General features: G+C 61.7%; 24 protein-coding genes. 2 read left to right on the forward strand and 22 right to left on the reverse strand.

What is annotated here, in order from left to right; genetic code table 11:
• From AC1DYF_RS21650 to AC1DYF_RS21675, 6 genes are all read right to left on the reverse strand, one after another.
• On the reverse strand, positions 1–198 hold a 198-nt coding region (locus tag AC1DYF_RS21650; protein ID WP_477878832.1), incomplete at its 3' end, for an alcohol dehydrogenase catalytic domain-containing protein.
• Positions 199–215: 17 nt separating this feature from the next.
• On the reverse strand, positions 216–1,226 hold the full coding sequence (locus AC1DYF_RS21655; RefSeq protein WP_477878833.1) for a GFA family protein: 1,011 nt from the start codon (positions 1,224–1,226) through the stop codon (positions 216–218).
• 245 nt (positions 1,227–1,471) lie between these two features.
• A complete protein-coding gene (locus tag AC1DYF_RS21660) occupies positions 1,472–2,056 on the reverse strand; it encodes a YceI family protein (RefSeq protein WP_477878834.1) in 585 nt (194 codons plus the stop codon).
• 19 nt (positions 2,057–2,075) lie between these two features.
• Positions 2,076–2,963, reverse strand: a complete 888-nt coding sequence (locus AC1DYF_RS21665) for a hypothetical protein (RefSeq protein ID WP_477878835.1) — start codon at positions 2,961–2,963, stop codon at positions 2,076–2,078.
• A gap of 445 nt (positions 2,964–3,408) precedes the next feature.
• Positions 3,409–4,152, reverse strand: coding sequence for a TetR/AcrR family transcriptional regulator (locus AC1DYF_RS21670; RefSeq protein ID WP_477878836.1), 744 nt, complete (start codon positions 4,150–4,152; stop codon positions 3,409–3,411).
• On the reverse strand, positions 4,083–4,433 hold the full coding sequence (locus AC1DYF_RS21675; protein ID WP_477878837.1) for a DoxX family protein: 351 nt from the start codon (positions 4,431–4,433) through the stop codon (positions 4,083–4,085). Before AC1DYF_RS21675 ends, AC1DYF_RS21670 begins: the two co-directional genes overlap by 70 nt.
• 140 nt (positions 4,434–4,573) lie before the next feature.
• Between AC1DYF_RS21675 and AC1DYF_RS21680 the strand changes: the two genes are divergently transcribed.
• Positions 4,574–5,683 carry an alcohol dehydrogenase catalytic domain-containing protein gene (locus AC1DYF_RS21680; RefSeq protein WP_477878838.1) on the forward strand — a complete coding sequence of 370 codons (1,110 nt, stop codon included), beginning with the start codon at positions 4,574–4,576 and terminating at the stop codon, positions 5,681–5,683.
• Between the two features lie 40 nt (positions 5,684–5,723).
• Here the strand turns inward: AC1DYF_RS21680 and AC1DYF_RS21685 are convergent, their stop codons facing one another.
• From AC1DYF_RS21685 to AC1DYF_RS21710, 6 genes are all read right to left on the reverse strand, one after another.
• Entirely contained in the window at positions 5,724–6,272 is a 549-nt protein-coding gene (locus AC1DYF_RS21685; protein WP_477878839.1) for a c-type cytochrome, read from the reverse strand.
• Positions 6,269–8,491 carry a copper-transporting P-type ATPase gene (locus AC1DYF_RS21690; RefSeq protein ID WP_477878840.1) on the reverse strand — a complete coding sequence of 741 codons (2,223 nt, stop codon included), beginning with the start codon at positions 8,489–8,491 and terminating at the stop codon, positions 6,269–6,271. The genes AC1DYF_RS21685 and AC1DYF_RS21690 overlap by 4 nt, the downstream gene beginning before the upstream one ends.
• 64 nt (positions 8,492–8,555) lie before the next feature.
• The gene (locus AC1DYF_RS21695; RefSeq protein ID WP_477878841.1) at positions 8,556–10,031 is read right to left on the reverse strand and encodes a multicopper oxidase family protein; all 1,476 of its coding nucleotides are present in this window, start codon (positions 10,029–10,031) and stop codon (positions 8,556–8,558) included.
• Positions 10,032–10,111: 80 nt separating this feature from the next.
• Positions 10,112–10,480: a hypothetical protein gene (locus tag AC1DYF_RS21700; RefSeq protein WP_477878842.1), complete on the reverse strand. Its 369-nt coding sequence runs from the start codon at positions 10,478–10,480 to the stop codon at positions 10,112–10,114.
• A gap of 362 nt (positions 10,481–10,842) precedes the next feature.
• Entirely contained in the window at positions 10,843–13,269 is a 2,427-nt protein-coding gene (locus tag AC1DYF_RS21705) for a putative bifunctional diguanylate cyclase/phosphodiesterase (protein WP_477878843.1), read from the reverse strand.
• Complete coding sequence (locus AC1DYF_RS21710; RefSeq protein WP_477878844.1) at positions 13,266–13,574, reverse strand: hypothetical protein; 309 nt, start codon at positions 13,572–13,574, stop codon at positions 13,266–13,268. Before AC1DYF_RS21710 ends, AC1DYF_RS21705 begins: the two co-directional genes overlap by 4 nt.
• Before the next feature lie 69 nt (positions 13,575–13,643).
• Here AC1DYF_RS21710 and AC1DYF_RS21715 point away from each other — a divergent pair, with 69 nt between their 5' ends.
• Positions 13,644–14,339, forward strand: a complete 696-nt coding sequence (locus AC1DYF_RS21715) for a DUF1223 domain-containing protein (protein ID WP_477878845.1) — start codon at positions 13,644–13,646, stop codon at positions 14,337–14,339.
• A 77-nt stretch (positions 14,340–14,416) separates the two neighbouring features.
• Here AC1DYF_RS21715 and AC1DYF_RS21720 read toward each other — a convergent pair whose 3' ends face one another.
• The 10 genes from AC1DYF_RS21720 to AC1DYF_RS21765 all read right to left on the reverse strand — a co-directional run bounded on the left by AC1DYF_RS21720 (position 14,417) and on the right by AC1DYF_RS21765 (position 22,899).
• On the reverse strand, positions 14,417–14,680 hold the full coding sequence (locus AC1DYF_RS21720) for a hypothetical protein (protein ID WP_477878846.1): 264 nt from the start codon (positions 14,678–14,680) through the stop codon (positions 14,417–14,419).
• Between the two features lie 139 nt (positions 14,681–14,819).
• The gene (locus AC1DYF_RS21725) at positions 14,820–15,599 is read right to left on the reverse strand and encodes a molybdopterin-binding protein (protein ID WP_477878847.1); all 780 of its coding nucleotides are present in this window, start codon (positions 15,597–15,599) and stop codon (positions 14,820–14,822) included.
• Entirely contained in the window at positions 15,596–16,456 is an 861-nt protein-coding gene (locus tag AC1DYF_RS21730; RefSeq protein WP_477878848.1) for a cytochrome b/b6 domain-containing protein, read from the reverse strand. The genes AC1DYF_RS21725 and AC1DYF_RS21730 overlap by 4 nt, the downstream gene beginning before the upstream one ends.
• Before the next feature lie 243 nt (positions 16,457–16,699).
• Positions 16,700–17,092, reverse strand: coding sequence for a DUF3307 domain-containing protein (locus AC1DYF_RS21735; RefSeq protein WP_477878849.1), 393 nt, complete (start codon positions 17,090–17,092; stop codon positions 16,700–16,702).
• 11 nt (positions 17,093–17,103) lie between these two features.
• Positions 17,104–18,957: an adenylate/guanylate cyclase domain-containing protein gene (locus AC1DYF_RS21740; RefSeq protein WP_477878850.1), complete on the reverse strand. Its 1,854-nt coding sequence runs from the start codon at positions 18,955–18,957 to the stop codon at positions 17,104–17,106.
• Positions 18,947–20,299, reverse strand: a complete 1,353-nt coding sequence (locus AC1DYF_RS21745) for an NAD(P)/FAD-dependent oxidoreductase (RefSeq protein WP_477878851.1) — start codon at positions 20,297–20,299, stop codon at positions 18,947–18,949. Before AC1DYF_RS21745 ends, AC1DYF_RS21740 begins: the two co-directional genes overlap by 11 nt.
• Positions 20,300–20,302: 3 nt before the next feature.
• Positions 20,303–20,776, reverse strand: coding sequence for a DoxX family protein (locus AC1DYF_RS21750; RefSeq protein WP_477878852.1), 474 nt, complete (start codon positions 20,774–20,776; stop codon positions 20,303–20,305).
• Positions 20,777–20,790: 14 nt separating this feature from the next.
• Entirely contained in the window at positions 20,791–21,573 is a 783-nt protein-coding gene (locus AC1DYF_RS21755; protein WP_477878853.1) for an HvfC/BufC family peptide modification chaperone, read from the reverse strand.
• Complete coding sequence (gene bufB, locus AC1DYF_RS21760) at positions 21,563–22,588, reverse strand: MNIO family bufferin maturase (protein WP_477878854.1); 1,026 nt, start codon at positions 22,586–22,588, stop codon at positions 21,563–21,565. Before bufB ends, AC1DYF_RS21755 begins: the two co-directional genes overlap by 11 nt.
• A 41-nt stretch (positions 22,589–22,629) precedes the next feature.
• Positions 22,630–22,899, reverse strand: a complete 270-nt coding sequence (locus AC1DYF_RS21765; RefSeq protein ID WP_477878855.1) for a BufA1 family periplasmic bufferin-type metallophore — start codon at positions 22,897–22,899, stop codon at positions 22,630–22,632.
• Between the last annotated feature and the right edge of the window lie 14 nt (positions 22,900–22,913).

Raw genomic sequence — 22,913 nt, forward strand, 5'->3', positions numbered from 1 at the left:
GCCGGCGCCCTCATGGCCGAGAATGGCGGGGAACAGGCCTTCCGGATCGGCACCGGAGAGCGTGAAATCATCTGTGTGGCAGATGCCGGTCGCCTTGACCTCGACCAGCACTTCGCCGGCCTTGGGGCCTTCGAGCTGGACAGTCGTGATTTCGAGCGGTTTGCCGGCCTGTATGGCCACGGCGGCACGTACGTCCATAGTGTCTGATCCTCCGTTCAGTTCTTGGCGTGTTCGCGGGTCGACGCGGCGATCTTCACTTTGTGCCAGGCGATGATGTCCATCAGTTCGGGCGAGAAGCTGTCATATGCGGGAACCGACAAGCCGGCTAACTGACTGCGTATGCCCGACATCGATGATGGCGACGTACCGGTCTCGACCAGCGATGAAACGAAGGCGGCAAATTCGATCGGAAGCTGCGCATCACTGTCAGACAGTTCCGGGTGCACGAATTCAAGGCCGTAGAAATGATGGTCCTTGTCCGTCACCCTGCCGACCATATGGGTTCCGCAATCCCTGCAGGCGTAGCGCTGAATCTTCTGGGATTGATCGACCACAGCGAGCTTGCCGGCATTTTTCGTCTCGACGGCGGACCCTGCCGGCGTCACGGCGACCTGTGCGAAGACTGCGCCTTCCGGCTTCCAGCATTTGGAACATCCACAAAGGTGGTTGTGATAGACCGGGCCGCTAACGGTGATCTCGACCGGTTCGTCCTGGCAGCGGCAGCGCAGAAGGGCGCAGGCCGCGTTGGAGCTGACCGGCTTACTGGCGGCGGGATGCAGGGTGAGCGTTTCCCGGCTCAGGTCTTCGGCCCGCGCCTTTATGAGGCGGTTGAATTTTTCGTAAGCCGCGCGGGTATTGGTGTCGATGTTCGGCCACCTTTGTTCCGCAACGGGGCCACCAAATATCTCGCTGTGGGCGAGCCGCGTCTTGCCATCGGCGATCGGCTCAAGAACAAAAATATGCTCGGCGGAAAACACGCCGCCCGGCGCCTCGCTCAGCCAGCGCAGTTCGCGCGCGCCGACAATCCGGGTGATGGTCGGATTGATCGGAATATCGGGCGTATTGTCCTGCTTGAGCGTGCCGGATACGCGTTCCCCGACGGTCGTACGCCCCTTGAGATCCGGAATGATCTCATTCCATTCCGGATATTTCTCCAGATCGTCGAGAACGCTCCAGACAAGCTGAGGCGCCACGTCGATGATGATCTCAGTTTCCAGTGTGTACATTATTGCCCCTTCGATGTTCCGGCTCGATCAAAGCTGCTCGTCGCCGGTTGGCATCATCCTCTCGCGGATCATCCGCCGTGGTCGCCGGTCGCTCGGCTAGCCTCTATCTCGATTTTTTCGATATCGCAATTTATTTCGAAAATATGTATTTATTTCGATTTTACTGTTGCGGATTTTTGGCGGCGTAAGGCCATTCGTACAAAAGCGTCGAACTTGCCATGCGCCGCCATGCCCGGTCCGCCGACTTAGCTTTTCAGTTCCTTTCCTTCGACCTGGATCGTAAGATCGACCTCGTCACCGATCATGCCGAGTGCCGCCTTCATGCCGAAATCGCTGCGCTTGATCCTGGTCGTGGCACTGAAGCCGACGACATGGCTCTTGTCCCAGGGATTCTGACCTTCCTTGTTGAAGGTAACGTCGAGCGTCGTGGATTTGGTCACGCCGGCAATCGTCAAGTCACCGACGATCTGGCCCGTCGTATCGGTCGACTTCTTGAATTCCTTGCCGACGAAGGTGATCTCCGGGAATTCCGTCGCGTTGAACCAATCGGCGCCCTGGATGTCGCCATCGCGTTGCTTGTTGTTGGTCGAGATCGAGGCGACGGTCACCTTGACGTCGAGATTGCTTGCCTCCGGCTTGGACGCGTCGAAATCGAAGGCTCCCGAAAACTCCCGGGCAACGCCGATCACCTTGGAGAAACCAAGATGGTCGATGTAGAACGCGATTCCCGAATGCACGGGATCGATGCTGAACTTCGTGGCCCAGGCGGGCGACACCGCTCCGGCCAGTGCCGACATCGAAAGCAGGATTGCTGCGAGTCTGTATTTCATTGTCATTCTCCTCCTCAGGTTAAACGGGAAAACTCGAGCCGTAGTCCAGGAAAGCGACGGCGACCGCGCTCGCGGCCGGGGGTGCTGCCAAGGCGACGTGAATGAAAAGGCGCGGGAACTGTCCGGATATTCCGATCGCCCGGCAGACGCGGTCCGCAAACATTGGCAGGACCACGCATAAGGCGAGAACGGCGATGGCAACCAGATCGGCCTTGCGCGTGATCAGCACGACAGTGTCGGCGATGGCGGTCAGACCGCCCAAGGCTCCCATGGATGAAGCGCCGCCGAAACGAAAGGCGGGTTTGAAAGCATGCAGGATCAGAATCCCAAAGCACCCCGCCGCAAACATCAGGCAGAGTTGGAACGAGGAGGACGACGCGCCCAGAAGGGCTATCGGCGCAAAGCCAAGCGCCAGGACAGCAACGACACCGCCTCGCTTCACGTCATCCTCCCGGGCGCATCCGGTGGATGCGGCGCGCGGCCACTGACCCCACGCCGCGCCATGCAACACAAACCACATCACCGCCAGTCCGCCGGCAGCGGCGACAAGGACCTCCCAGGACGCGACGCCCAAACGAGGGAGACCGATATAAATCGCCGCCAAGGCTGGCTGTAGCAGGGCGAGTGGGTGAACCGCCTTGGGCATGAGGCGCTCCGCCGCAAAGCCCAGGACCGTGCCGACAGCGATCACATAGAAGACTTTGTTCACTGCTCCCACCGGAGGGAATGCCGGCACCTTGTTGTAGACAAACCAGTAGGCGGCCACCAAAGCGGCAGGCATCAGCAGATCGGTGGGACGGACAAGACCGCGCCAGCGCATCAGCCCTGAGACCAGGAAGGCGGCCAATGCCATGACGAGCAGGGACGCGGCCAGCGCCTCCTGCGGGGAGTTGCCAAATCCAAACATGCGATGTTTCCAAACTGCGAAATGGATGAGAGGCGATTGTACGCCGATGTGCGCGCTCAGCAGACGTGGACGGCGCTACGATCTCCGGCTCGCGCCATCCGACCGGAGACGGTCGATCGATTTCTGCTCATGTTCCCCCTGTTCCCCGCGTTCTCCTCAACAGCGGGCCGCCGCATGGCAACGTTAGATACCAAGTGGTTTTCAAATACCATTTAGTTTTCGAAGTCAAACTAGTCTTTGAATTTTTAGATGTCAAGCGAGATCAGCGTCAAGCGCCATCATTTACGGCGGATATTCGGAAACTTGCGGGAAAGATCGAGATGCGCACGGACCACGCCAAGTAACCCGAAACCAAGCTGGCTACGCGGTCACTCGTTCTTCATGCGCCGGATGATGTCGGCCGCCGATCGAGAGGCTCTGAGCGACGACGCGCAACGGAAGGCGGTCAGGCCGACCTGAGGGCCGCGGATTTCGCATCTCGGGAAGAGCGGTACATGGCCCCCAAGACGACCCGAACCATGTCACCGGGAGCGCCGTCTTTGAGGAAGCTCGATATGCCGCCATAGGTCAGTTCAAGGACGATACCGCCGATATAGAAGGGACTGGCCGGAGGCTGCAGGACAAGCTCCAGTTTGTCGATGAGGATTTTCCCCACCCCTTCCCATTGGTCGCGGAAAAGGTTGACATGGCGGTCGCCAAGCGTCTTATCATGCTGCGCCATCCTGAGAAGCTCGATGGCCAGCATGCCCCATTTACGGTCGTCGCCGCGGTTGCTCGCCCAGTTGGCAAGCACGTCGATCAGTTGCATGGGATCATCGCATTTGCCGAGAAGATCGGCCAATTGAACGACGTCCCCGCCGGCATTTCCGGCAAGCAATTGAAGAAAAATGTCTTCCTTGTTGGCGAAGTTCGAGTAGAACGCCCCCTTCGAAAATCCTGCCTCTTCAGCGATCCGTTCTATCGAAGCCCCGGCATAGCCGTACCGCGCCATCACCTCGAAGGCGGATTCTAAAAGCTTTTCCTTCGTGCGAGCCTGACTCTGCTCACGTGTCAGCCGTGCCATGCGCGAATCCCGTTGATGCGTATCCAGAAACCGAGGCGTACTCCAAAAAGTAGCAATCACACAATAGCCGTGAGAAGGCAAATGAGTGCCCAGAAGATCGGATATTCCGGACCCATCTTCTGCCAACGCCAGTTCGCGCCGTTGATCTTGACGACGGCATAGCCCGCTCCGAGCAGCACCAAGGCGCCCAGAACTGCGGCAATGCGGGGATAGACGCCCAGCATCATGCCGATCGCCGCCGCAAGTTCGAAAGCCATCGTGATACCGATGAACAGCTTGCCAGGCCTGAACCCCGCAGCCGCGAAAGTCTCAGACGCCTTGCTGTAATGCAGGCTCTTGCCAACAAAATGCGGAATGAACCAGGCGCCGCAGAGAATGCGGAGCCAGTCTACCAGAACGAAATGCATCACTCCTCCTTGAGCGCGGGTTCGGACCCGGATGGGCGAGGATATTTGGTTTTCCTCGCTTGCCTTTTCAGATACTAAACGGTATTCACAATCCAAATAGAATGTCAATACGATGCGATCTTTGAGATTGGGAGGAGATGATGATGGAAATGATGCGTGCCGCGCGATTGCATGCCGTAGGCCAGCCGATGAGCATCGACGAAGTGGAACGCCCGACGGCGACGGGAAATGATGTCGTCGTTCGCGTGAAGGCCTGTGGCATGGTTCCGAACCTGGCGAACGTGCTGGCCAACTGGGAGACATGGTACCCGCAGATGCCGCTGCCGCCGCGTCCGGCGATCCATGGTCTCGATCCGAGCGGCATCGTCCACGAGGTCGGTCCCCAGGTCGTCAGCCTCAGGCCCGGCGACAGGGTCTATGTGAATCCCGGCCGTTTTTGCGGCGCATGCCATCATTGCTCTTCCGGCAGGCCTCAGGCGTGCGAATATTGGACCTTGGGAGGATATTTCGGGTACAATCCCAAGAGCATGGAGATGTTCGCCCGCTACCCTTATGGCGGCTTCGGCGAATTCATGGTCGCCCCGCAGGCGCAAGTCATCAAAATCCCCGACAACATGAGTTTCGTCCAGGGTTCCCGCATGGGCTATCTCGGCACGTCCTACGCCGCCCTGAAGAAGTGCGGCCCGCTCATGGGCAAGACGCTGATCATCAACGGCGCGACCGGAACGTTGGGGTTGGGAGCGACGCTGCTCGCCCTGGCGATGGGCGTCGCGAGAATCTATGCCATCGCCAGGGGCGAGAAGCTGCTCGAAAGATTGAAGGCAATCGCTCCCGACCGGATCGTCACCTTCTCGAATACGAAGGGATCGTCGGCTGCCTTCGTCAAGGATGAGACCGGCGGAAGCGGCGCGGACCTGATGCTCGATACGCTCGGCGCCAAGGCGCCCCTCGACTGCATGTTGGACGCCATGGGCGGCGTCAAACGGGGAGGTCGCATCGTCAATATCGGCGGCACGTCCGGCGCTTTGCCCGTCGACGTCAAGTGGTGGATGGACGAGCAGATGGAGTTGATCGGCTCGGTCTGGTTCACCGCCGCCGAGGGCATGGAGATCGCCGCCATGGTCGAAGCCGGCATTATCGACATGTCGGTCATGTCGCCGATGGTGTGGCCGATCGAGAAGATCAACGAAGCGATCTCCGGCGTCGGGAAGGACGAGGGCGGCTTCACATACTATGCGGTCGAGCTGTAAACGGAGCTGCAATAGCCCGCACCTGCCTGGCCGACTCCCGTCAACGCCGCTCGCGGAACGCGGCGTGGCATGACGTACAGGTTTGCAGCATCATGTGGAAGGCGTGCTCGGAACTGAAGGACGCGATGTCAGGGCGATTCGCCTTGCGACGCGCGAACGGCCCGCCTTCGATCATTTCCGCGTGCCGCATCCGCATCGACTGCGGCACGCGGTCTCCGTCTGCGGCGGCCGCTCCCACCCGAGCCGCGTATGCCTGGAGTTGAGACGCAAGCGTTTCGAACTTGGCGCGCTCGGTGGCGATCTCGGGTCGCGCGTCCGATCCGGGTGCGGCCGCGATCTCCCGAAAATGCGAGACGAGCAGCGTTCCGGCCCTGTCCACGATGATCGCGGCAGCGGCCCTGAACTCATCCGCGTCATACTTCCGCTTTCCAAGAAAAAAGTCGTTCAGGGCTTTCGCGGCCGCGCTCATCGACTTCATATCGTCCTGGCGAGCTTTCACGACGGGCGGGATTGTTTGTGCAGCGGTCACGACAGAGCAGATGAGCGTAGCTCCAAGGCTCCCCGCGAACAGAAGCTCCCTGCCTGTCATAAGTTGGCTGCCCGAAGCCTGAGCGAGTTGCCGATCACGCTCACCGACGAGAGCGCCATCGCGGCGGCTGCAATGACGGGCGAGAGCAGCAGGCCGAAAGCCGGGTAGAGGATGCCTGCGGCGACGGGCACTCCGGCCGCATTGTAGACGAAGGCGAAGAACAGGTTCTGGCGGATATTGCTCATGGTGGCGCGGGACAGTTCCCTCGCCTTCACCAGCCCCTGGAGATCGCCCTTGAGCAGCGTGACGCCGGCGCTCTCGATCGCGACGTCGGTGCCAGTGCCCATCGCCACCCCGACATCGGCCGCAGCGAGAGCCGGCGCGTCGTTCACGCCGTCTCCGGCCATGGCGACGACGCGGCCCTCCGACCGCAGCTTTCTGACGATCTCGCCCTTGTTCTCCGGCAGAATCTCAGCTTCGACTTCATCGATTCCCAGGCGTTTCGCCACCGCGAGCGCGGTCGTCCTGTTGTCTCCGGTCAGCATGACCACCCTGATGCCGGCGTCACGCAGCGCCTTCAGCGCCTCCGGCGTGCTTTGCTTGACCGGGTCGGCGATTGCGATCAATCCGCCCACCTTGCCGTCGATGGACATGAATATGACCGTGGCGCCCTCTCCGCGCAGCGCTTCCGCGTCTCCGGCCAGGGCGGCGACGTCGATGCCTTGCTCTCCCATGATCCGCAGGCTGCCGATCACGAGACGTTTGCCGTCGACGGTGCCGACGACGCCTTTTCCGACCGGGCTGTCGAATTCCGAAGCGATCGACAGCGGGATGTTGCGGTCGGCCGCCGCCTGCACGACAGCGAGTGCCAATGGGTGCTCGCTCGACTTCTCCAGGCTGGCGGCGAGGCGCAGGAACTCGCGCTCCTCGATATCAGGGGCGGTCCTCACAGCGGTGACCTTCGGCCGCCCCTCGGTGAGCGTACCGGTCTTGTCGACGACGAGCGTATCGACCTTCTCGAAACGCTCAAGCGCCTCCGCGTTCTTGATCAGCACGCCGAGGCCGGCGCCCCGGCCGACGCCGACCATGATCGACATCGGGGTCGCAAGCCCGAGCGCACAAGGGCAGGCAATGATGAGCACGGCGACGGCCGCCAGGAGAGCGTGCGCGAACCGAGGCTCGGGTCCCCAAATCATCCAGGCCGCGAACGCAAGCGCAGCGACCGCGATGACCAGCGGCACGAACCAGCCGGACACCCGGTCGGCCATCCTCTGGATCGGTGCGCGCGAGCGCTGGGCATTGGCGACCATCAGCACGATCTGCGACAGCATGGTGTCCCGGCCGACCTTGCCAGCCTCCATCAGGAAGCCGCCGGTCTTGTTCATGGTCCCGCCGATCAGCGCCGAACCCGATTCCTTGGTAACGGGCATGGACTCGCCGGTGACCATCGACTCGTCGACCGAGCTCCGTCCCTCGACCAGCTTGCCGTCGACCGGAACCTTTTCTCCCGGCCGTACCCTCAACCGGTCTCCGACAGCGACCTCGTCGAGGGCCACGTCGGTTTCCGAGCCGTCAGCGGCAACCCGGCGCGCCGTCTTGGGCGCGAGGTCCAGCAGCGCCCGGATGGCTCCGCCCGTCTGCTCGCGTGCCCTCAGTTCCAGGACCTGTCCCAAGAGCACCAGAACGGTGATGACCGCGGCCGCCTCGAAATAGACGGCGACTGCGCCGCGCATGCCGCGGACAGTATCGGGGAAGAGACCGGGAGCGATGGTCGCGACGGTGCTGTAGAGCCACGCGACGCCTGTTCCCATGGCGATCAGGGTGAACATGTTGAGGTTCATTGTCGTCAGCGAGCGCCATGCGCGTTCGAAGAACGGCCATCCCGCCCACGACACGACGGGCGTGGCAAGCACGAGCTGAATCCAGTTCGAGACCTGCGGATCGACCAGCATGTGCATGTCGAACAAGTGAGCGCTCATTTCGAGGACGAAGACAGGAGCCGCCAGGATCAGCCCGACCCAGAAACGACGGCGCATGTCGAGATATTCTGCGCTCGGCCCTTGCTCCGCCGTCGCGGTCTCCGGTTCCAATGCCATGCCGCAGATCGGGCAACTGCCAGGCCTCGGGCGCCTGATCTGAGGATGCATCGGGCAGGTGTAGACAGTCCCGGCTGGGGCAGCCTGCCGCGCTGCGGAGGCGGGCCGCGTCGCGGCTGGCGCACTATGATGCTCGTGATTGTGGTGCGCGTGTTTGTCGCCATGGTGATCGTGGTCGGACATGATCGAAGATTCCCGTTGCAGGGGTACCCTCCGCCGCTCGCCGGACGGAGGGCATGTGCTGGTCTCAACCCAATTTGCCGTAGTTGACATAGGTCATCATGCCCGTCGCCATGTGGTACAGGTGATGGCAATGGAGCGGCCAGCGTCCGGGATTGGCAGCATCGAAGGCGACGGTGACCTGTTGCATCGGAGGAACGAGCACAGTGTCCCGGACAGCTCCGGCGAATGCCTCGCCGTTGATCGCGACGACATGAAAATGATGGCCGTGCAGGTGCATCGGATGCGACATCATCGACTTGTTGGACATCGTCACTTCCACGCGGTCGTTTTCCGCGACGGACAAGTCGCCCGGTCCTCCGATCGACCACATGTAGGACTTCATGTCGCCCGTCAGCGACAGGTCGTAATGGCGGCTGGCCGGGCGTGCGGCCAAGGGTGACATAGCAACGACGCTCCGCTCGAAGCCAAGGTCGAGCGCGGGGCCGTCCAGCGTTCCATCGACAGGAACCTTGGCCACCGTCGCGCCGGCGGTGGCGAGCACGACACCCGCACGCTGCCGGGCGCCTTCGCGCAGCGCCAGAACGGGGAACGACCCTCCTTCCCCGGGAATCCGGACCCGGATGTCCAGCCGTTGGCCCATGGTCATCGGAAAGAACCGCCCCGCGACCGGCCGCACGGGCTGCCCGTCGACGGCGACGACCTCTCCCGGAAGCGTGCCAAGGTCGATGGTGAATGCCGTCGCGGTCGCTCCGTTGATGATCCGCAGCAGAACCTTGCCGCTCCTTTCCACCCTGACGACTTCAGGATCACCGAGGGTCCGGTCGTTCGCGAGATAGGCGTCGTATTCGATGTCGTTGATGTCCATGCCGTCCATTCCCGGCATGGACTGCATATCCGACATGTCCGACATCCCGGACATGTCCATCGTGTCGTCGCCCGTCATGTGGCCCATTTTGCTATGATCCATCATCGGCATGCCGGCCATGTCGTCCGGTGTCTTCTTCAACCCGGCGAGCAGTTCCTCGGGCGACTTGAACGAGAAGTCATGCAGCAGGACGACGACCTCCTGCTCGTCGGCCGCGCGGTCAGCGGCCGTCCTCACGATCAGCGGCGCTGCGAGAAGGCGCTGTTCCTGCAGCGTGTGGGCGTGCATCCAGTGCGTTCCGCCCGGACCGGCAGGAAAGGCATAGCGCCTCGCCTCCGCAGGCTTGAGCAGTGCCGCCGGATTGTTGGGGACACCGTCCTGGTTCCAGGGCGGCGTCAATCCGTGCCAGTGCACGAGGGTCGGTTCGCCGATCTCGTTGACGAGCTCGACGTCGAACATGGATTCGGCGTCGATGACGACACCGTGCCCGCCATCCGGCCTCAATAAGCCGAAGACCTCGGCGACTTTGCCGTTGATGTCGATGGTGCGCTTGGCGACCATAAGTTTCGTGGGATTGCCCTTCGGTTGGGACTGCGCGGCCAAAGCCGTGGTGGCCGGAAGGGTCAGCGCGATTGCGGCCGTCGACGCGGCCTTCAGAAGATCTCTGCGATACATGTCATACCTCGATTGGTTTCGAAGCGCCCCGCGGCCAGTGTCGTGGCGAACTGGTTTCCCCGCAGCGGGCGGAGGGTTCATCAGCTTTCGAGATGCACTTTCGGTGGGCCGAGGATCGGAGGCAGCGGCGTGCCGACCAGCACGTCCGAAACGGTCGCAGTCAGGGGAGAGATGCCGGAGAAGGCGCGGGACACGACCTGGCCGGGCATGATCGCCAGGCAAACGGCGCAGCCGACATCGCAGCAGGGTGTTTTTCCCGAGTGGTCGTGCTCACCGCCGGCATAAGCCCCATGGCCGTGCGCCATCGCCTCGATTGTGTGTGGCGGCGCTTCGTGGCAGGGAAATGGCGACTCGCCGTAAGCGGCACCCGCACTTGTCAGGGCGAGGAAGACCAGCGCCGCGAGCATGCGACGTATCAGCGTCCAGTCTTTTCGCTGCCGATGCAACACGCGCTTTTCCTTCTACCCGCGAAGATACCGCCCAGACGACGCCGCTCCTTGACGCAAATCAAGCGGCGTCCAGGCATGGAAATCCTGTCATTCGGTCGAGTTGTAAGGCTTCCAACCGTGGCAAGGTCAAGGGGGTCTTTCGGCCGGCTTCGTTTTTTGTGCCTTCAGGCGCGAGATTGGCCGTCGCACTCGAGCGCCTTCGGACAATAGGCCGATGCGTGAGGCCAGGACCGTTTAAGGTATTGGCTCGCTTCACCGGCGCGGTGCAAACGGTCAAAGACTTGCGACGGCGGTGGAGCCGGATACGACCTTGTCTTGGGGCCGTCCGACCTGTTCAGACCGTCGAACATAATCCCATGAATCTAAGCCGCACACGCCGGGTGTTTCTCGAGCAAGGCCAACACTTCCGATGATGGGACGGGCCGGCTGAAATAGTATCCCTGCAGTTCTGTACAACCCTGTTCGCGGACCTTTTCCAATTGGCTGGCTGTTTCAACGCCTTCGGCAGTCGTGGACATGCCGAGGCTTGCTCCCATCGCGACAATCGCTTTTATCAAGGCGAGATTGCTGTCCGACGTTTCGATCTCTCCGACAAACGACCGGTCGATCTTTATCTTGTCAAACGGGAATGAGCGCAGATAGGAGAGCGACGAATATCCGGTGCCAAAATCATCCATGGCGATCCTGACGCCCATTTCCCTTATCTCGTGGAGCAGGGTCAGCACCGGCTCGGAAGCTGCCAGCAGAACCGATTCCGTGATTTCGAGTTCCAGGCGATGCGCTGCAAGACCTGAATCGGCAAGCGCCCCGACGATCGTGAGGCCAAGGCCGGGTGATTTGAATTGAACCGGCGAGAGATTGACCGCCAGTTTCAGATTGCCGGGCCAGGCAGCCGCTTCCCTGCAAGCGTGCTTCAACACCCATTCGCCGATCACCCCGATCACGCCGATTTCCTCTGCAATCGGTATGAAGGCGGCGGGAGGCACCATGCCACGTTCGGGATGCTGCCAGCGCAGAAGCGCCTCGAAACCGATGATCTCCTGCGTGTCAGCGTTGACGAGTGGCTGGTAGTGGAGGGCGAACTGATCCGCCGCCAGCGCGACGCGGAGATCCATTTCCATGTGCCGCCGCTCCTGCATCTGCGCTTCCATGCCGGGCTTGAAGAAGCGATACGTGCCTCGTCCATCGAGTTTGGCCCGATAGAGGGCGATATCGGCATTTCCGAGCAGGGCCTCGAGGTCCTCGTCTTTCGATCCAGCGAGCGAAATCCCGACGCTTGTCCCAATGACGACCTGATGATCGTCCAACTGGAACGGACTTCCAAGCATTTCAATGACGCGGGTGGCAAGCGCCGCACTCTGTTCCGGGTCCGTCACCCCACATTGCAGGATCACGAATTCGTCGCCACCCACGCGCGCCACCGTGTCGTTAGCGCCGGCGCACTCCAGCAGGCGCTTTGCGACGCCTTTCAGCAATGCATCGCCGACCGGATGGCCAAGGCTGTCATTGACCGATTTGAAGTGGTCGAGATCGAGCCACAGCACCGCCGGCGCCCGACCATCGCGGACACGCGATAATTCGTCCCGCAATCGCGCGCGCAACAGCGCCCGGTTGGGCAATTGCGTCAGTGCGTCATGCAGCGCCATATGCTGGATTTCGGCGGTGCGTTCTCCGACCCGTTTTTCCAATGTCTGATTGATTCCACGCTGCAATGCCATGTTGCGCAGCACCAGCACCCAGCCCGCTATCGCGGCAAGGCAGATCACGGCGACCGCACCATAGCCGGCCCACTCGAAGAAGTTGACAGCACGTGCTTCCGCGCCATTGCGGAAATCCGCATCGCTGCTGCCGGCCCAGAAGGACCAGCTTGATCGGGGATCGTATGACTCCAACGGCAGAACTTCGGAATAGATGAGCGACGCGTCCGGTTTGGCGGCGGAGACCGCAGGCATCGAGACATTCACCTGACCCTCTGTCGCCGCCAGGATAACGCCATTCTGGCGGTTCACCAACGCATAGCGTTCGGGTGGCAACAGGGCCTGTAGCGCGCCAAGTCTGATGATGCCTGTGATCGAACCTTTCAGCTTGCCGTCCGGATCAAAAAACGGAACCGAAAACATGACGCCAGTCCGGTCATATTCGTTTCTTGTCTTGGAAAAGACCGTGTTGTCGCAGGTCATGACCGGCTCGCCACTGATCATCGGCAGCTTCAGGCCGGTGACCTTGCCGATATCGGCATAGTTCTGCTTGAGCCACGACAATTGCTGCCTCAGCTGCCGGTACTCGTAAATCTCGATTTCCGGGATGCTATCCTCGGCTTTTTGGCTGTCTTCGCCGAACGGATCGGCGGCGCCAGCATTGCGGCCCGCATCGACGATCAACTGATCGAACATCAAAATCGGCTCTTCAAGCTTGCCGGTCGCCCAATCGATGCGCTCCGGATTGAGGCTGACCGGCACGATATAGACTTCCGAAACGGCAACCGAATTCGCCAGGTTGTTATAGATCTGCTGGATTGCGTCCCGGCTGTCCGCATCCAGATTGGTGCCGTGGCGGTCGAGCTTGCGGACGCTTGGCAGCCTGCTTATCGTCCGGAGGTTTTCGTAGATCTGCCGTAGCGACTTGTTGACGCCATCGGAGGCTGAAGCGGTATCGGCATGTTGCGCTTCGACATAGTGCAGACGCGCATTCTGGTATTCGCGCGCCGCTTCCATATGGACCGCCGCCGCCATAGCGACGCCCATGAAAACGATCACCATGGCACCAAGCGCAAAATTACCGGGCTTCATCGCACCTTACCAAGTACATACAGGCCAGGCGCATTAGACAATGATAATATTAACGCTTCATACGAGGTTTTTCCTGCAGAGTTATTTTGACGGGATAAACACGTGACCGGCAGCATTTGCTTGGCACTCAAAACGACCTTCTCATTGGATGCGTGGCCAAAATTGCTGTCCATTGCATAGCGCATATCTGCTGCGTCGACGGCGCGATCGAGATCATCACGCTCAGGCGCGATGAATTGCACCTTCTTCACATTGCCCGGCACTATGAGGCGGATTGAAATCTTCGCCGCACCGGCAATCACCATCGCGTGAGCCTGTAACGAACCCAGCCTCCGGACCGAAGATGTCATGTCTCAACCGAAGGGAACGCTCCGATGAAACGATCAGCCAATGCCGTTGCGACGGCCGCTTTACTCCTCGCTGGACTCGCCATACCCGCAAAGGCAGCGGATCATGCGCCTGTCGTCGTCGAACTTTTCACCAGCCAGGGATGTTCCTCCTGTCCGCCGGCCAACGCAAATCTGATCAAGCTCAGCAAGCAGAAAGACGTGCTGGCTCTGAGTTTCGCCGTCACCTACTGGGACTATCTCGGCTGGAAGGATACGTTCGGCAAAGAGGAATTCACCGACCGGCAGGCGCGTTATGAACCGGCGCTCGGCCAGGAAGGGCCGTTCACCCCGCAGATGGTGGTCAACGGCAAAGTCAGTGCGGTCGGCAACTATCTCGGCGAGATGCAGCAACTGGTCGCCAATGCCGATCCGCTTGCCGGTCCCTCGATTTCATTACGCGGTACGCATGCGGACATCGGCAGTTCGGATATTGCCGACGGCACGGCCGATGTCTGGCTGGTGCGCTATGACCCGAATGTCGTGAAAGTGCCGGTCGACCGCGGCGAAAACACCGGCGTGACGCTGGCGCACACCCATGTCGTCCATGCCCTGACACGTCTCGGCAAATGGCACGGCAAAGCTGAAACCTTCGATTTTTCCGCCGCGGCGGGCAAGCTGCACACAGCCATCCTGGTCCAGGGCGAGAATGGCGGATCGATCATCGCCGCAGCGAGCAACTGAGCGCCACGGCTCCTCAAGCCACCTGAAATACGTCAGGGCCCGTTTCCGGGCCCTGAACACGTTTCCAGCATGCCGATTTACATCATGCTCTTCATGGCATTGTCCATGTGCATCTTGCAGTCGGACATCTTCTTCATCTTCATCGAGTCCTTGGCCATCGTCATTTCCTTCATGGCCTTGTCCTTCATCGCCATGTCCTTCATGCCGTCGATCTTCTTGTCCATCTTCATCATCGACGCATTGGTGCATTTCGCCTTCGACATCATCATCGTGTTGGCGGCCATGGCCGGCGAGATGAAGGCGCCCGCAACGATGACGGCAGCGATGGTCAGTTTCAGCATGGTAGTCTCCTTTTGGTTTCGGGCGTCATTGCCCTTTGGGTAAAGTCTATCCATCGGCCGGGAGAGCCTCTCCCGGACCCGTGTGAATTCCAATATTGATGCGGTTTAGCGCCCGCGCCTCAGCGCACTGGGCAGAGCCTCAGATACCGGCATACCATTCGTAGCCGCGGTCCTCCCAGAAGCCACCCTTGCCGCTGCCCAGGTCATTGAACCGGTCGCGCAATTCGATACGCATGAGGTATTTGGCCTGCTTGTAGCCCAGGTGACGCTCGACCCGCAGACGCAGCGGCGCCCCATGCGCCACTTCCAGATCCTTACCGTTCATGCCGTAGGCGAGGATGGTCTGGGGGTGGAAAGCATCGATCAGGTCGACGCTCTCGTAATAGCGGCCCGAACCATCCAGCGACTGTTCGAGGTCGTCGGCGCAGTAGAACACGGCATAACGGGCATTTGGCTTGACGCCCGCCGTCTTGAGCAGCAGGCCGAGCGGAACCCCGGTCCACTTGCCAATCGCGCTCCAGCCCTCGACACAGTCGTGACGGGTAATCTGCGTCCGCGACGGCAGCTTCTTCAGATCGGCCAGCGAAAACGCCATCGGCCGCTCGACCAGGCCGTCGATCTTCAGGCGCCAGTCGACAAAGCCGGTTTCCATCATCTGCGTATAGGCGTCGCTGTCGGGCTGGCTGGTGCCGTTCGAGCGGAAGGTCGGCGAAATATCAGCCTCCGAAAATTCCCGCGCCAGCTTGTCGCGCGGCACGAGCAGCCGCTGCGACCCCATGGTCAGTTTCTCGGCCATGGCGAGAACGTCGTTGACGCTCTGGTTTTCAACCACCGCATCGCAGCCGGAAAGCCCGATGGCACCAAGCCCGAGCGCGGAGCCGACCAGGATGCGGCGACGGCTGAACAGGAGAGAACTCATTCGGACGGCTCCTTCGTCTCGATCGCGTAGCGCCCGGTCACCATCGAGCGCATGTTGTTCCAGAAACCCGACAGGATCACCATCGCCACATGGACGATGACGAACAGCACGATGCTCCAGGCGCAGAAGAAATGGATCGCCCGCGCCGACGGACGGCCGCCGAAGATATCGAGCAGCCAGGGGAAGCCGGCATCGATCCCCGGCGACATGGTCAGGCCAGTTGCCAACATCAGCGGCAACAGCACGACGATGACGGCGACATAGGCGAGCTTTTGCAGGGCATTGTAATGCCGGGCCTCGTCGCCTTTGGGAAAACGCAATCGCGCATGCTGTATGATCTCCTGCCAGATGTGCCGTGGGGCGATTTCGCTCAACTTCGGCGCCAGGTCTCGGCGGAGATGACCGGAGACAAGGCTTGTCGCCAGATAAATCAGGCCATTGATTACAAACAGCCAGGCGAAGAAGAAATGCCAGCGCCTGCCGGTCGCCAGATCCTGGTAGCCGGGAATCGTGATCCAGGCCGGAAAGGCCCGCGCCGTCATCTCCCCATCCTGCCGCGACGCACCGAGCAGGCCCGTCGTCGTGATCGTCAGGCTGCCGATACGCAGGTAGCCGCGCATCGCGTCGCCATCGCCGTCCGAACCGATTTCGACAAAGGAAGGATCGTTGTCGGCGCCATACTGTCCCCAATGCAGCGCCGGATAGGCGTTGAAGATCTGCAGCCCGCTCATCAGCAGCATGGTCAGGCAAAGCACGTTCAGCCAATGGCACAGGCGTGTGACGACGGAGTGCCGGCGGACGAGAATTTTTCTCGGTGGTTCGGGTATATGAACTTCGCTTGGATCGATGGCGACCATGTCTTCCTGCTTCCACCCAGCGCGCTGCTCTTGGAGGCGGCGGCTCTCATAGGCATTTACGAAAGTCGGGCTGCGAAAGTTACAGCAGCCTTCAAATATTTTCTCACGAGACACCGGCTTGTGTGAGGTCTCGTATCAGGGCCTGGATCACGCTGCCCGAAAGTGTCCCAGTTTAGCGACAACGACATGAGCCAAACAAAGAGACAAAGCAGGTCGCTTGAATCCGCAAGCATGCCGCACGCTTCAGCTGACACCATGACTGTAGATGATCGTAGCAAGAATTGCAGAATAGGTCAGATGGTGGGCCAGTTGGTCGAGCCCGTGCAACATCCAGAACAGACGGCTGTTCATCGATTGCGGATGCAATCGGCCATGAACGGCCTTGGAATGGTCGATGACGAAATGGATGACAAACTCGCCGCCGCCGACAACCACGACCCAGATCAAATTCGGCGTCGAGATCCATAGGATCGGCATGGTGGCGATGGCGTGAATGCCGGCATGAACATATCCGCCCGGTCTGGCGAAATCGCCCTTGCCGCCGATCATCCACCCCGGCTGCAGCATATAGTCGGCGACGAAATGCTTGCTCTGCAGCCAGATCAGTGTCGCAAGCAGGAGCCAGCTGATAGCCATATCCCCGCCCCTCACCTCACCCGATCGATCGTGTGCACGTCGACCGGCGCCGTCTTGCCTCGGACGGAGACACCGCCCAGCGCCCGTGTGGCCAGACGGCCGCGGGTTTTCACAAGCGTCTCGTCACTCAGCACGATCTCCACGCCCTGCTCCTTGGCGATGCCGACAAGGCGGCTTGCGAGATTGACCGGGTCGCCGATCGCCGTGTAGCTCAGCCGTTCCGCCGAGCCGATATTGCCGACCAGCGCCACGCCGGTATTGATGCCAATGCGCACCCGAACCGCGTCGTGCTTTGGCGCAATCGGCGACATGGCATGCATGGCGTCACGGATGGCCGCCGCAGCCCGGCAGGCGCGCAGCGCATGCTCCGGCTCGTCATTGGGCGCATTCCAGATCGCCATCACGGCGTCGCCGATGAACTTGTCGACCGTTCCGCCTTCGGCATGCACGGCGGCGATGGAGAGCGTCAGGAAGCGCGTCAGGCTTGGCTCGACCCCTGCCCCGAGCTCTTCGGTAAGCTCGGTGAAGCCCGGCAGATCGGCAAACAGCACCGTCACTTCCCTCAACTCGCCGCCCGGCTTGGCCGCAATGCCGCCATCGATGAGGGGGCGAACAACCTCCACCGGCGTGAAGCGGGCAAAGGCGGACAGGCCTGTCGACATCCGCTTCAGCGCCGACGAGAAATCGTCAAGTTCGGTGAGCAGCACGGGGTGGTGCTCGACGGCGTCGAGCTCGAATCGCTCGATCAGGAGCAATTGCTGGGCCAGGCGAGACAGCGGCCGGGCAAACATGATCCGAGCGAACACGATGGCGGTGATCGCGGCAAGTCCGGCCAGACCGGCAATGATGAAGATCACGCGCTTGGTATTCGCATCGATGTCGCCGGCGAAGGTGGCCCGCGGTACGGCTGTGACCAGCCGCCAGTCCTCGAACGGCAGCTTGCTCGACGAGACGAAAACCGGCCCGAGAATCTTGCTGTCGACCATGGTGCGGACGCTGTCCGCCTTGTCGCCGGTCTCGGTCGAGGCGACGGCGGCAGCAAGCGCATCCGATGGCGGGAAATCCGCGAGATGAGCGGCGACGACACCATCCGACGGGTCTGATGTCGCCAGTACCATATTGCCTTTGGCGAGCACAAAAACCTTGCTGCCTTTCGGAATATTGAGGGCCGCAAGCGCTGCCGACAGACGATTGAGGCTGACGGCAACCATCACCACACCCTCGAAATGCCCAAACGCTTCGACTTTCTTGGAGACGATGATCGCCGGTTCGAAGCCGTTTGGCAGGATGTTGACGACGCTCCAGGCGGGCTCGACGCTTGCCTTGCCGAGGCGGTACCAGGGCGACCCCTCCGCCACATAGGCGCTTTCCGACTTGAGCCGATTTTCGAAGAAGATATCGCCGGGGATGGGCTTGTAGAGGTCGCGGCGCAGGGCGCGCGGCTTGCCCGGCAGGCCGGCATTGATCTCGACCATTTCGATCTGCCCGTCCGCTGTCGCATGCGAGCCGAAGAAATGGCCATTGGGAAAGCCGAAGCCGATCCAGGCGATGGCCGGCTGCTCACGCAACAGCGACAGGAACAGGAATTCCCGCTTCACTTCATCGTCCGGTTTGATCGCACCTTGGAAGAAGATCGACCTGACGATCTCGGCGGTGCTGGACACAAGCGCGAGGTTCGAAGACAGGTCGTTGCGCACGGCAGCAGTGCTTTGCGCATCAAGGCTCGCCACGACCGTTTCGACATTCTCGGTCGCGGTGCGCAGCCAGATCAGATGCACGAGAGCCGCCGTGGACAGGACGGCAACGAGCAGCAATGCGGTGACCGCACGCCCCATTTTGATCCGTGGGAAAAGCCTAGCGTTCATGGCGATCGGTGATCAGACGGGCGCTGCGGTCATAGCGGAGATAGGCCAAGGCCCAGTCCATGAACACCACGGCGCGGTTGCGAAAACCGACGAGAAACCAGAGATGGGCGATATTCCAGACCAGCCAGGCGGTAAGGCCCGACAGCCGGATGCGGCCGAAATCGGCAACGGCTGCCTTGCGTCCGATCGTCGCCAGATTGCCGAGATGCCGGTAGGCAAAAGGTTCGATGGTCCGGCCTGCCAAACGGGCGAGGATGGTGCGCGCCGCATGCTGGCCCATTTGCTTGGCGGCTGGCGCGATGCCCGGGACAGGCCTCCCATCGGCATGCAGCACTGCAGCGGTGTCGCCGATGACGAAGATATCATCGTGGTCCGGCGGATTGAGGTTCCGGTCGACGTGGACACGACCGGCACGATCACCCGGCACGCCAAGCCATTTTGCCGCTTTCGACGCCATCACACCGGCCGCCCACAGCACGCAGGACGATCGGATTTTCTGTTCCTCGCCGAGCATGACGCCATCGGCGTCGCATCCGGTCACCCGCTCCTGCAAGCGCACCTCAACGCCCAGAGCCTCCAACTGCCGCTTGGCTCTGTCGGAGAGCGCCTCGGGCATGGTCGGCAGGACGCGGTTGCCGGCTTCGATCAGCACAACACGCGCCGACGATGAATCGATGCGGCGAAAATCGTGGATGATGACTTTGCGCGCCAGCTCGGCAATCGCGCCTGCGAGCTCGACTCCGGTCGGACCGCCGCCGACGACGACGAAGGTCAGGAGCCGCTCCCGGTCAGCCTCGTCCTCTGCCGCTTCAGCGCGTTCGAAAGCCGACAGGATCCTGGCGCGGATTTCGGTGGCGTCGCCGATGGTCTTCAGGCCGGGCGCAATCTCGGCCCATTCGTCCTTGCCGAAATAGGCGTGCCGCGCACCGGTGGCGACGATAAGGTAGTCGTAGCGAATTTCGCGGCTGGTCGTCCGGACGATCCGCGCCTCTTTGTCGATGCCTTCGACGCGCTGCATCAGCACCGTGGCGTTTCCCTGGCGCGACAGGATGCGGCGGATCGGCATGGCGATCTGCGCGGGGGAAAGGCCGGCCGTTGCCACCTGATAGAGCAGCGGCTGGAAAAGGTGATAGTTGCGGCGGTCGATCACCGTGACATCCACGTCGGCATGGCGCAGGCCCATGGCCGCGGCGAGGCCGCCGAAACCGGCCCCGAGGATCACCACCCTCGGGCGGGCTCCCGCGGCTTGAGGCGCGTTCAAATCCGGCGCAGTCAGGCCGCCATTGTTTTTCACCAGGGGAGTGTTTTCGACCTGAGGTCTGTCTTCGACCAGGGCACGCATCGTTCAGCGCCCCTTCAACAGCAGGCGGCTTGCGAGATAGTCGAGCGAGACGACACCGGCCCCGCGTGTGAGGATCAGCAGCAGAGGTGCTGTCCACAGCAGATGATCCGGCCAGTTCTGTGGATAGACGAGAAGCTGGATCGTCGAGATGACGCCGAGCAGCATCAGCGCCGCCAGCCGCGAGAACAGGCCGAAGAAGATCAGCACGCAGCCGCTGACCTCGGCCGTCGTCGCCAGCAACGCGGCAACCCCGGGGTCGATCAGCGGCAGCTTGTATTCGAGCGTGAACAGCTGGATCGTCACTGGCCAGGAGGCGAGCTTGCTCTGCGACGATTGCCAGAAGACATGCGCGACCGCGAGGCGGGAGACGAGCTGCACAAGCGACAGCGGCAGGGAATTCACGCGCGCAAGCGCAGCGGAATAAAGTCCGACGAGACCAGCTCTCTGGGGCATGGAAACGGGGTTCATCATGGTCATGGTTTCCGTCCTGTTCAATAGGTTGTTGGCTTGGTGTGGCAAACCCGCACGACGAGGCCGTCTGCAAACAGCCCGGCAAAGCCGCTGGCGAGGTCGAAATCGGGGGCACGGGCGAGAACGCTGCGAACGGCGTTCTCCAGATTGGACCGCGTTCTGAGCGCATGCAGGAAGGCGAGATGTGGCGCATCGAGAAGGAGGAAACGCACGGTGTCGCGGCTGCGCCAGAGGGCGACCCGCTCCGGCCGGCGGCGAAGCCTGGCGAGCGCCTCGATATTTCCGCCCGCCTGATGCGCCGACCAGATCTCCAGAGCCGGCCAGCGACAGACGATGAGGCGCAGCGACGGCTGCAGGAAGAGTTCCGGCACGGTTTCGTCTTCGCCGTCGTCGAGTTGCGAAAGGCTGCAGGCCGGCAGGACCGGTGCGTCGAGCGCCTCGGCGATCATCCATTCCAGCCGAGCCGTCTCGGCAATGAAGGGCATGGAACGCAGATCTTCGAAGCCGGCGAGGAAGTCGGCGAAATTGCCGCCGTAGCGGACGAGCCGGGCTTCCTGGGGCGGATTGCAGCGGATGAAAATGCTGGCGGCATAGCGGAAATAGCTCTCGCCCATCAGCTGGGCCGCGACTGGAAAGACGGCGAGCAGGGTCGCCGTCAGCGACGCGAACGTGTTGTTGCGATAGATGTTGAAGCGGCGCAGCGGGTCGAACGCGCCCTTTGCCAGCATCGGTGCGAGATCATCGACATCATGGTAGAGGATCGCCCGCGAGATGCGCGATTGCAGGTCGGGATTAGCGAGCATGGCTTATCCTCCTTGTGCTGGCGTGATTGGCGAAGACCGATGGCGTGATCGTCGCCAGCGCCGCGAGCGCCGGCATCGGCCCCTTGACGTTTTCCGGCGTCATCGGCAGCAGCATGCCGTCGAACCGGCCGACGCTCGCCGCGGGGGGCGCCGACAGTGCGCGGCTCTCGAAGGCGATGGATTGCGCCAGCATATCGGCCCACATGGCCTCGCCGAGCAGGACGTCGAGTTCCGGCACATCGGTATCCCATTCGATGAGCGTCGGACGCGGGCCGATCCGGCGTAGCGCATAGGAATAGAGCGACCACACCGCCGGCGGCACGCGGGAGCCGTGGTCGTCGATCAGCACGATGTCGCCATCGACCTCGTTGACCGCATGGCCGGCGAGATGGATTTCGCCGATGGCATGCGCCGGCAGCAGATCGATGAAGGCTTTGGCGTCGAAGCCGAGATTGCAGGCCGAGACATAGACATTATTGACGTCGAGCAGCAGGCCGCAATCGGTAAGGCGCACGAGCTCGGCCAGGAATTCCGCCTCGCTCATCGTCGAATTCTCGAAGGCGACATAGGCCGACAGGTTTTCGATGAAGACGCGCCGCTGCAGCACATCCTGCAGCCGGCTGACATTGGCCGCGACCACGACCAGCGCCTGCTCGTCATAGCGCAGCGGCAAGAGATCGTTGAGATAGGCGCCATCGGCGACGCTCCAGGCGAGGTGCTCGGAGACCAGGCTCGGCTGGAAGCGCAGGCAGAGCTTGCGCATGCGCTCCAGGTGCTGCCGGTCGAGACCGGTAGCACTGCCGAGCGACAGGCCGACGCCATGAATGGACAGCGGATAGGTCTCCCGCAGCCGTTCCAGCGCATCGACGGCGGCCGAGCCGCCCATATAGTTCTCCGCATGGACTTCAAGCCATCCCGCCGTTGGGCGCCGGGACAGCATCTCGCCAATATGCTGGGAGCGGAGACCGATGCCCGCGGCGTTCGGCACCGGATTGCTCGGAAATATCTTGGACATCGGTTGCTCCTTCAGGTGGGCGGTTGGGGGCTCGGGAGAGATCAGGCCTTGGGTTCGAGGCTGCCGCCATTGATCTTGGAGCAGGTGCCGGCCGGCACGTAGATCCAGGAATCCTTGGCATTGTCGGCCGTCGCGGTGCCGGCGCAGGAATGGCTTGCCGTCTGGCAGTCGTTCAGGCCTGCCTTGACGATGCCGAAGCACTTTTCGAACGAGAAATCCGGCTTCGGAGCCGGGCCGGCGTAGGCGCTGGCGGCAGCCATGGTGGTGGCGGCGGCAATGGCGGAGCCGATGAGAAGGCGGGTGGCATTCATGGGAAATCTCCTGG

The sequence above is a fragment of the Rhizobium sp. P2_G9 genome, assembly GCF_056403475.1.

Excerpts from the sequence above, each read along its gene's own strand:
- AC1DYF_RS21740 (WP_477878850.1), bottom strand. The coding sequence starts at position 18,957 with ATGAACGCTAGGCTTTTCCCACGGATCAAAATGGGGCGTGCGGTCACC.
- AC1DYF_RS21705 (WP_477878843.1), bottom strand. The coding sequence starts at position 13,269 with ATGAAGCCCGGTAATTTTGCGCTTGGTGCCATGGTGATCGTTTTCATG.
- AC1DYF_RS21655 (WP_477878833.1), bottom strand. The coding sequence starts at position 1,226 with ATGTACACACTGGAAACTGAGATCATCATCGACGTGGCGCCTCAGCTT.
- AC1DYF_RS21735 (WP_477878849.1), bottom strand. The coding sequence starts at position 17,092 with ATGGCTATCAGCTGGCTCCTGCTTGCGACACTGATCTGGCTGCAGAGC.
- AC1DYF_RS21690 (WP_477878840.1), bottom strand. The coding sequence starts at position 8,491 with ATGTCCGACCACGATCACCATGGCGACAAACACGCGCACCACAATCAC.
- AC1DYF_RS21660 (WP_477878834.1), bottom strand. The coding sequence starts at position 2,056 with ATGAAATACAGACTCGCAGCAATCCTGCTTTCGATGTCGGCACTGGCC.
- AC1DYF_RS21755 (WP_477878853.1), bottom strand. The coding sequence starts at position 21,573 with ATGCTCGCTAATCCCGACCTGCAATCGCGCATCTCGCGGGCGATCCTC.
- AC1DYF_RS21685 (WP_477878839.1), bottom strand. The coding sequence starts at position 6,272 with ATGACAGGCAGGGAGCTTCTGTTCGCGGGGAGCCTTGGAGCTACGCTC.
- AC1DYF_RS21720 (WP_477878846.1), bottom strand. The coding sequence starts at position 14,680 with ATGCTGAAACTGACCATCGCTGCCGTCATCGTTGCGGGCGCCTTCATC.
- AC1DYF_RS21730 (WP_477878848.1), bottom strand. The coding sequence starts at position 16,456 with ATGGTCGCCATCGATCCAAGCGAAGTTCATATACCCGAACCACCGAGA.
- AC1DYF_RS21675 (WP_477878837.1), bottom strand. The coding sequence starts at position 4,433 with ATGCATTTCGTTCTGGTAGACTGGCTCCGCATTCTCTGCGGCGCCTGG.
- AC1DYF_RS21695 (WP_477878841.1), bottom strand. The coding sequence starts at position 10,031 with ATGTATCGCAGAGATCTTCTGAAGGCCGCGTCGACGGCCGCAATCGCG.
- AC1DYF_RS21745 (WP_477878851.1), bottom strand. The coding sequence starts at position 20,299 with ATGCGTGCCCTGGTCGAAGACAGACCTCAGGTCGAAAACACTCCCCTG.
- AC1DYF_RS21765 (WP_477878855.1), bottom strand. The coding sequence starts at position 22,899 with ATGAATGCCACCCGCCTTCTCATCGGCTCCGCCATTGCCGCCGCCACC.
- AC1DYF_RS21715 (WP_477878845.1), top strand. The coding sequence starts at position 13,644 with ATGAAACGATCAGCCAATGCCGTTGCGACGGCCGCTTTACTCCTCGCT.
- AC1DYF_RS21665 (WP_477878835.1), bottom strand. The coding sequence starts at position 2,963 with ATGTTTGGATTTGGCAACTCCCCGCAGGAGGCGCTGGCCGCGTCCCTG.
- AC1DYF_RS21710 (WP_477878844.1), bottom strand. The coding sequence starts at position 13,574 with ATGGTGATTGCCGGTGCGGCGAAGATTTCAATCCGCCTCATAGTGCCG.
- AC1DYF_RS21750 (WP_477878852.1), bottom strand. The coding sequence starts at position 20,776 with ATGACCATGATGAACCCCGTTTCCATGCCCCAGAGAGCTGGTCTCGTC.
- bufB (WP_477878854.1), bottom strand. The coding sequence starts at position 22,588 with ATGTCCAAGATATTTCCGAGCAATCCGGTGCCGAACGCCGCGGGCATC.
- AC1DYF_RS21725 (WP_477878847.1), bottom strand. The coding sequence starts at position 15,599 with ATGAGTTCTCTCCTGTTCAGCCGTCGCCGCATCCTGGTCGGCTCCGCG.
- AC1DYF_RS21680 (WP_477878838.1), top strand. The coding sequence starts at position 4,574 with ATGATGGAAATGATGCGTGCCGCGCGATTGCATGCCGTAGGCCAGCCG.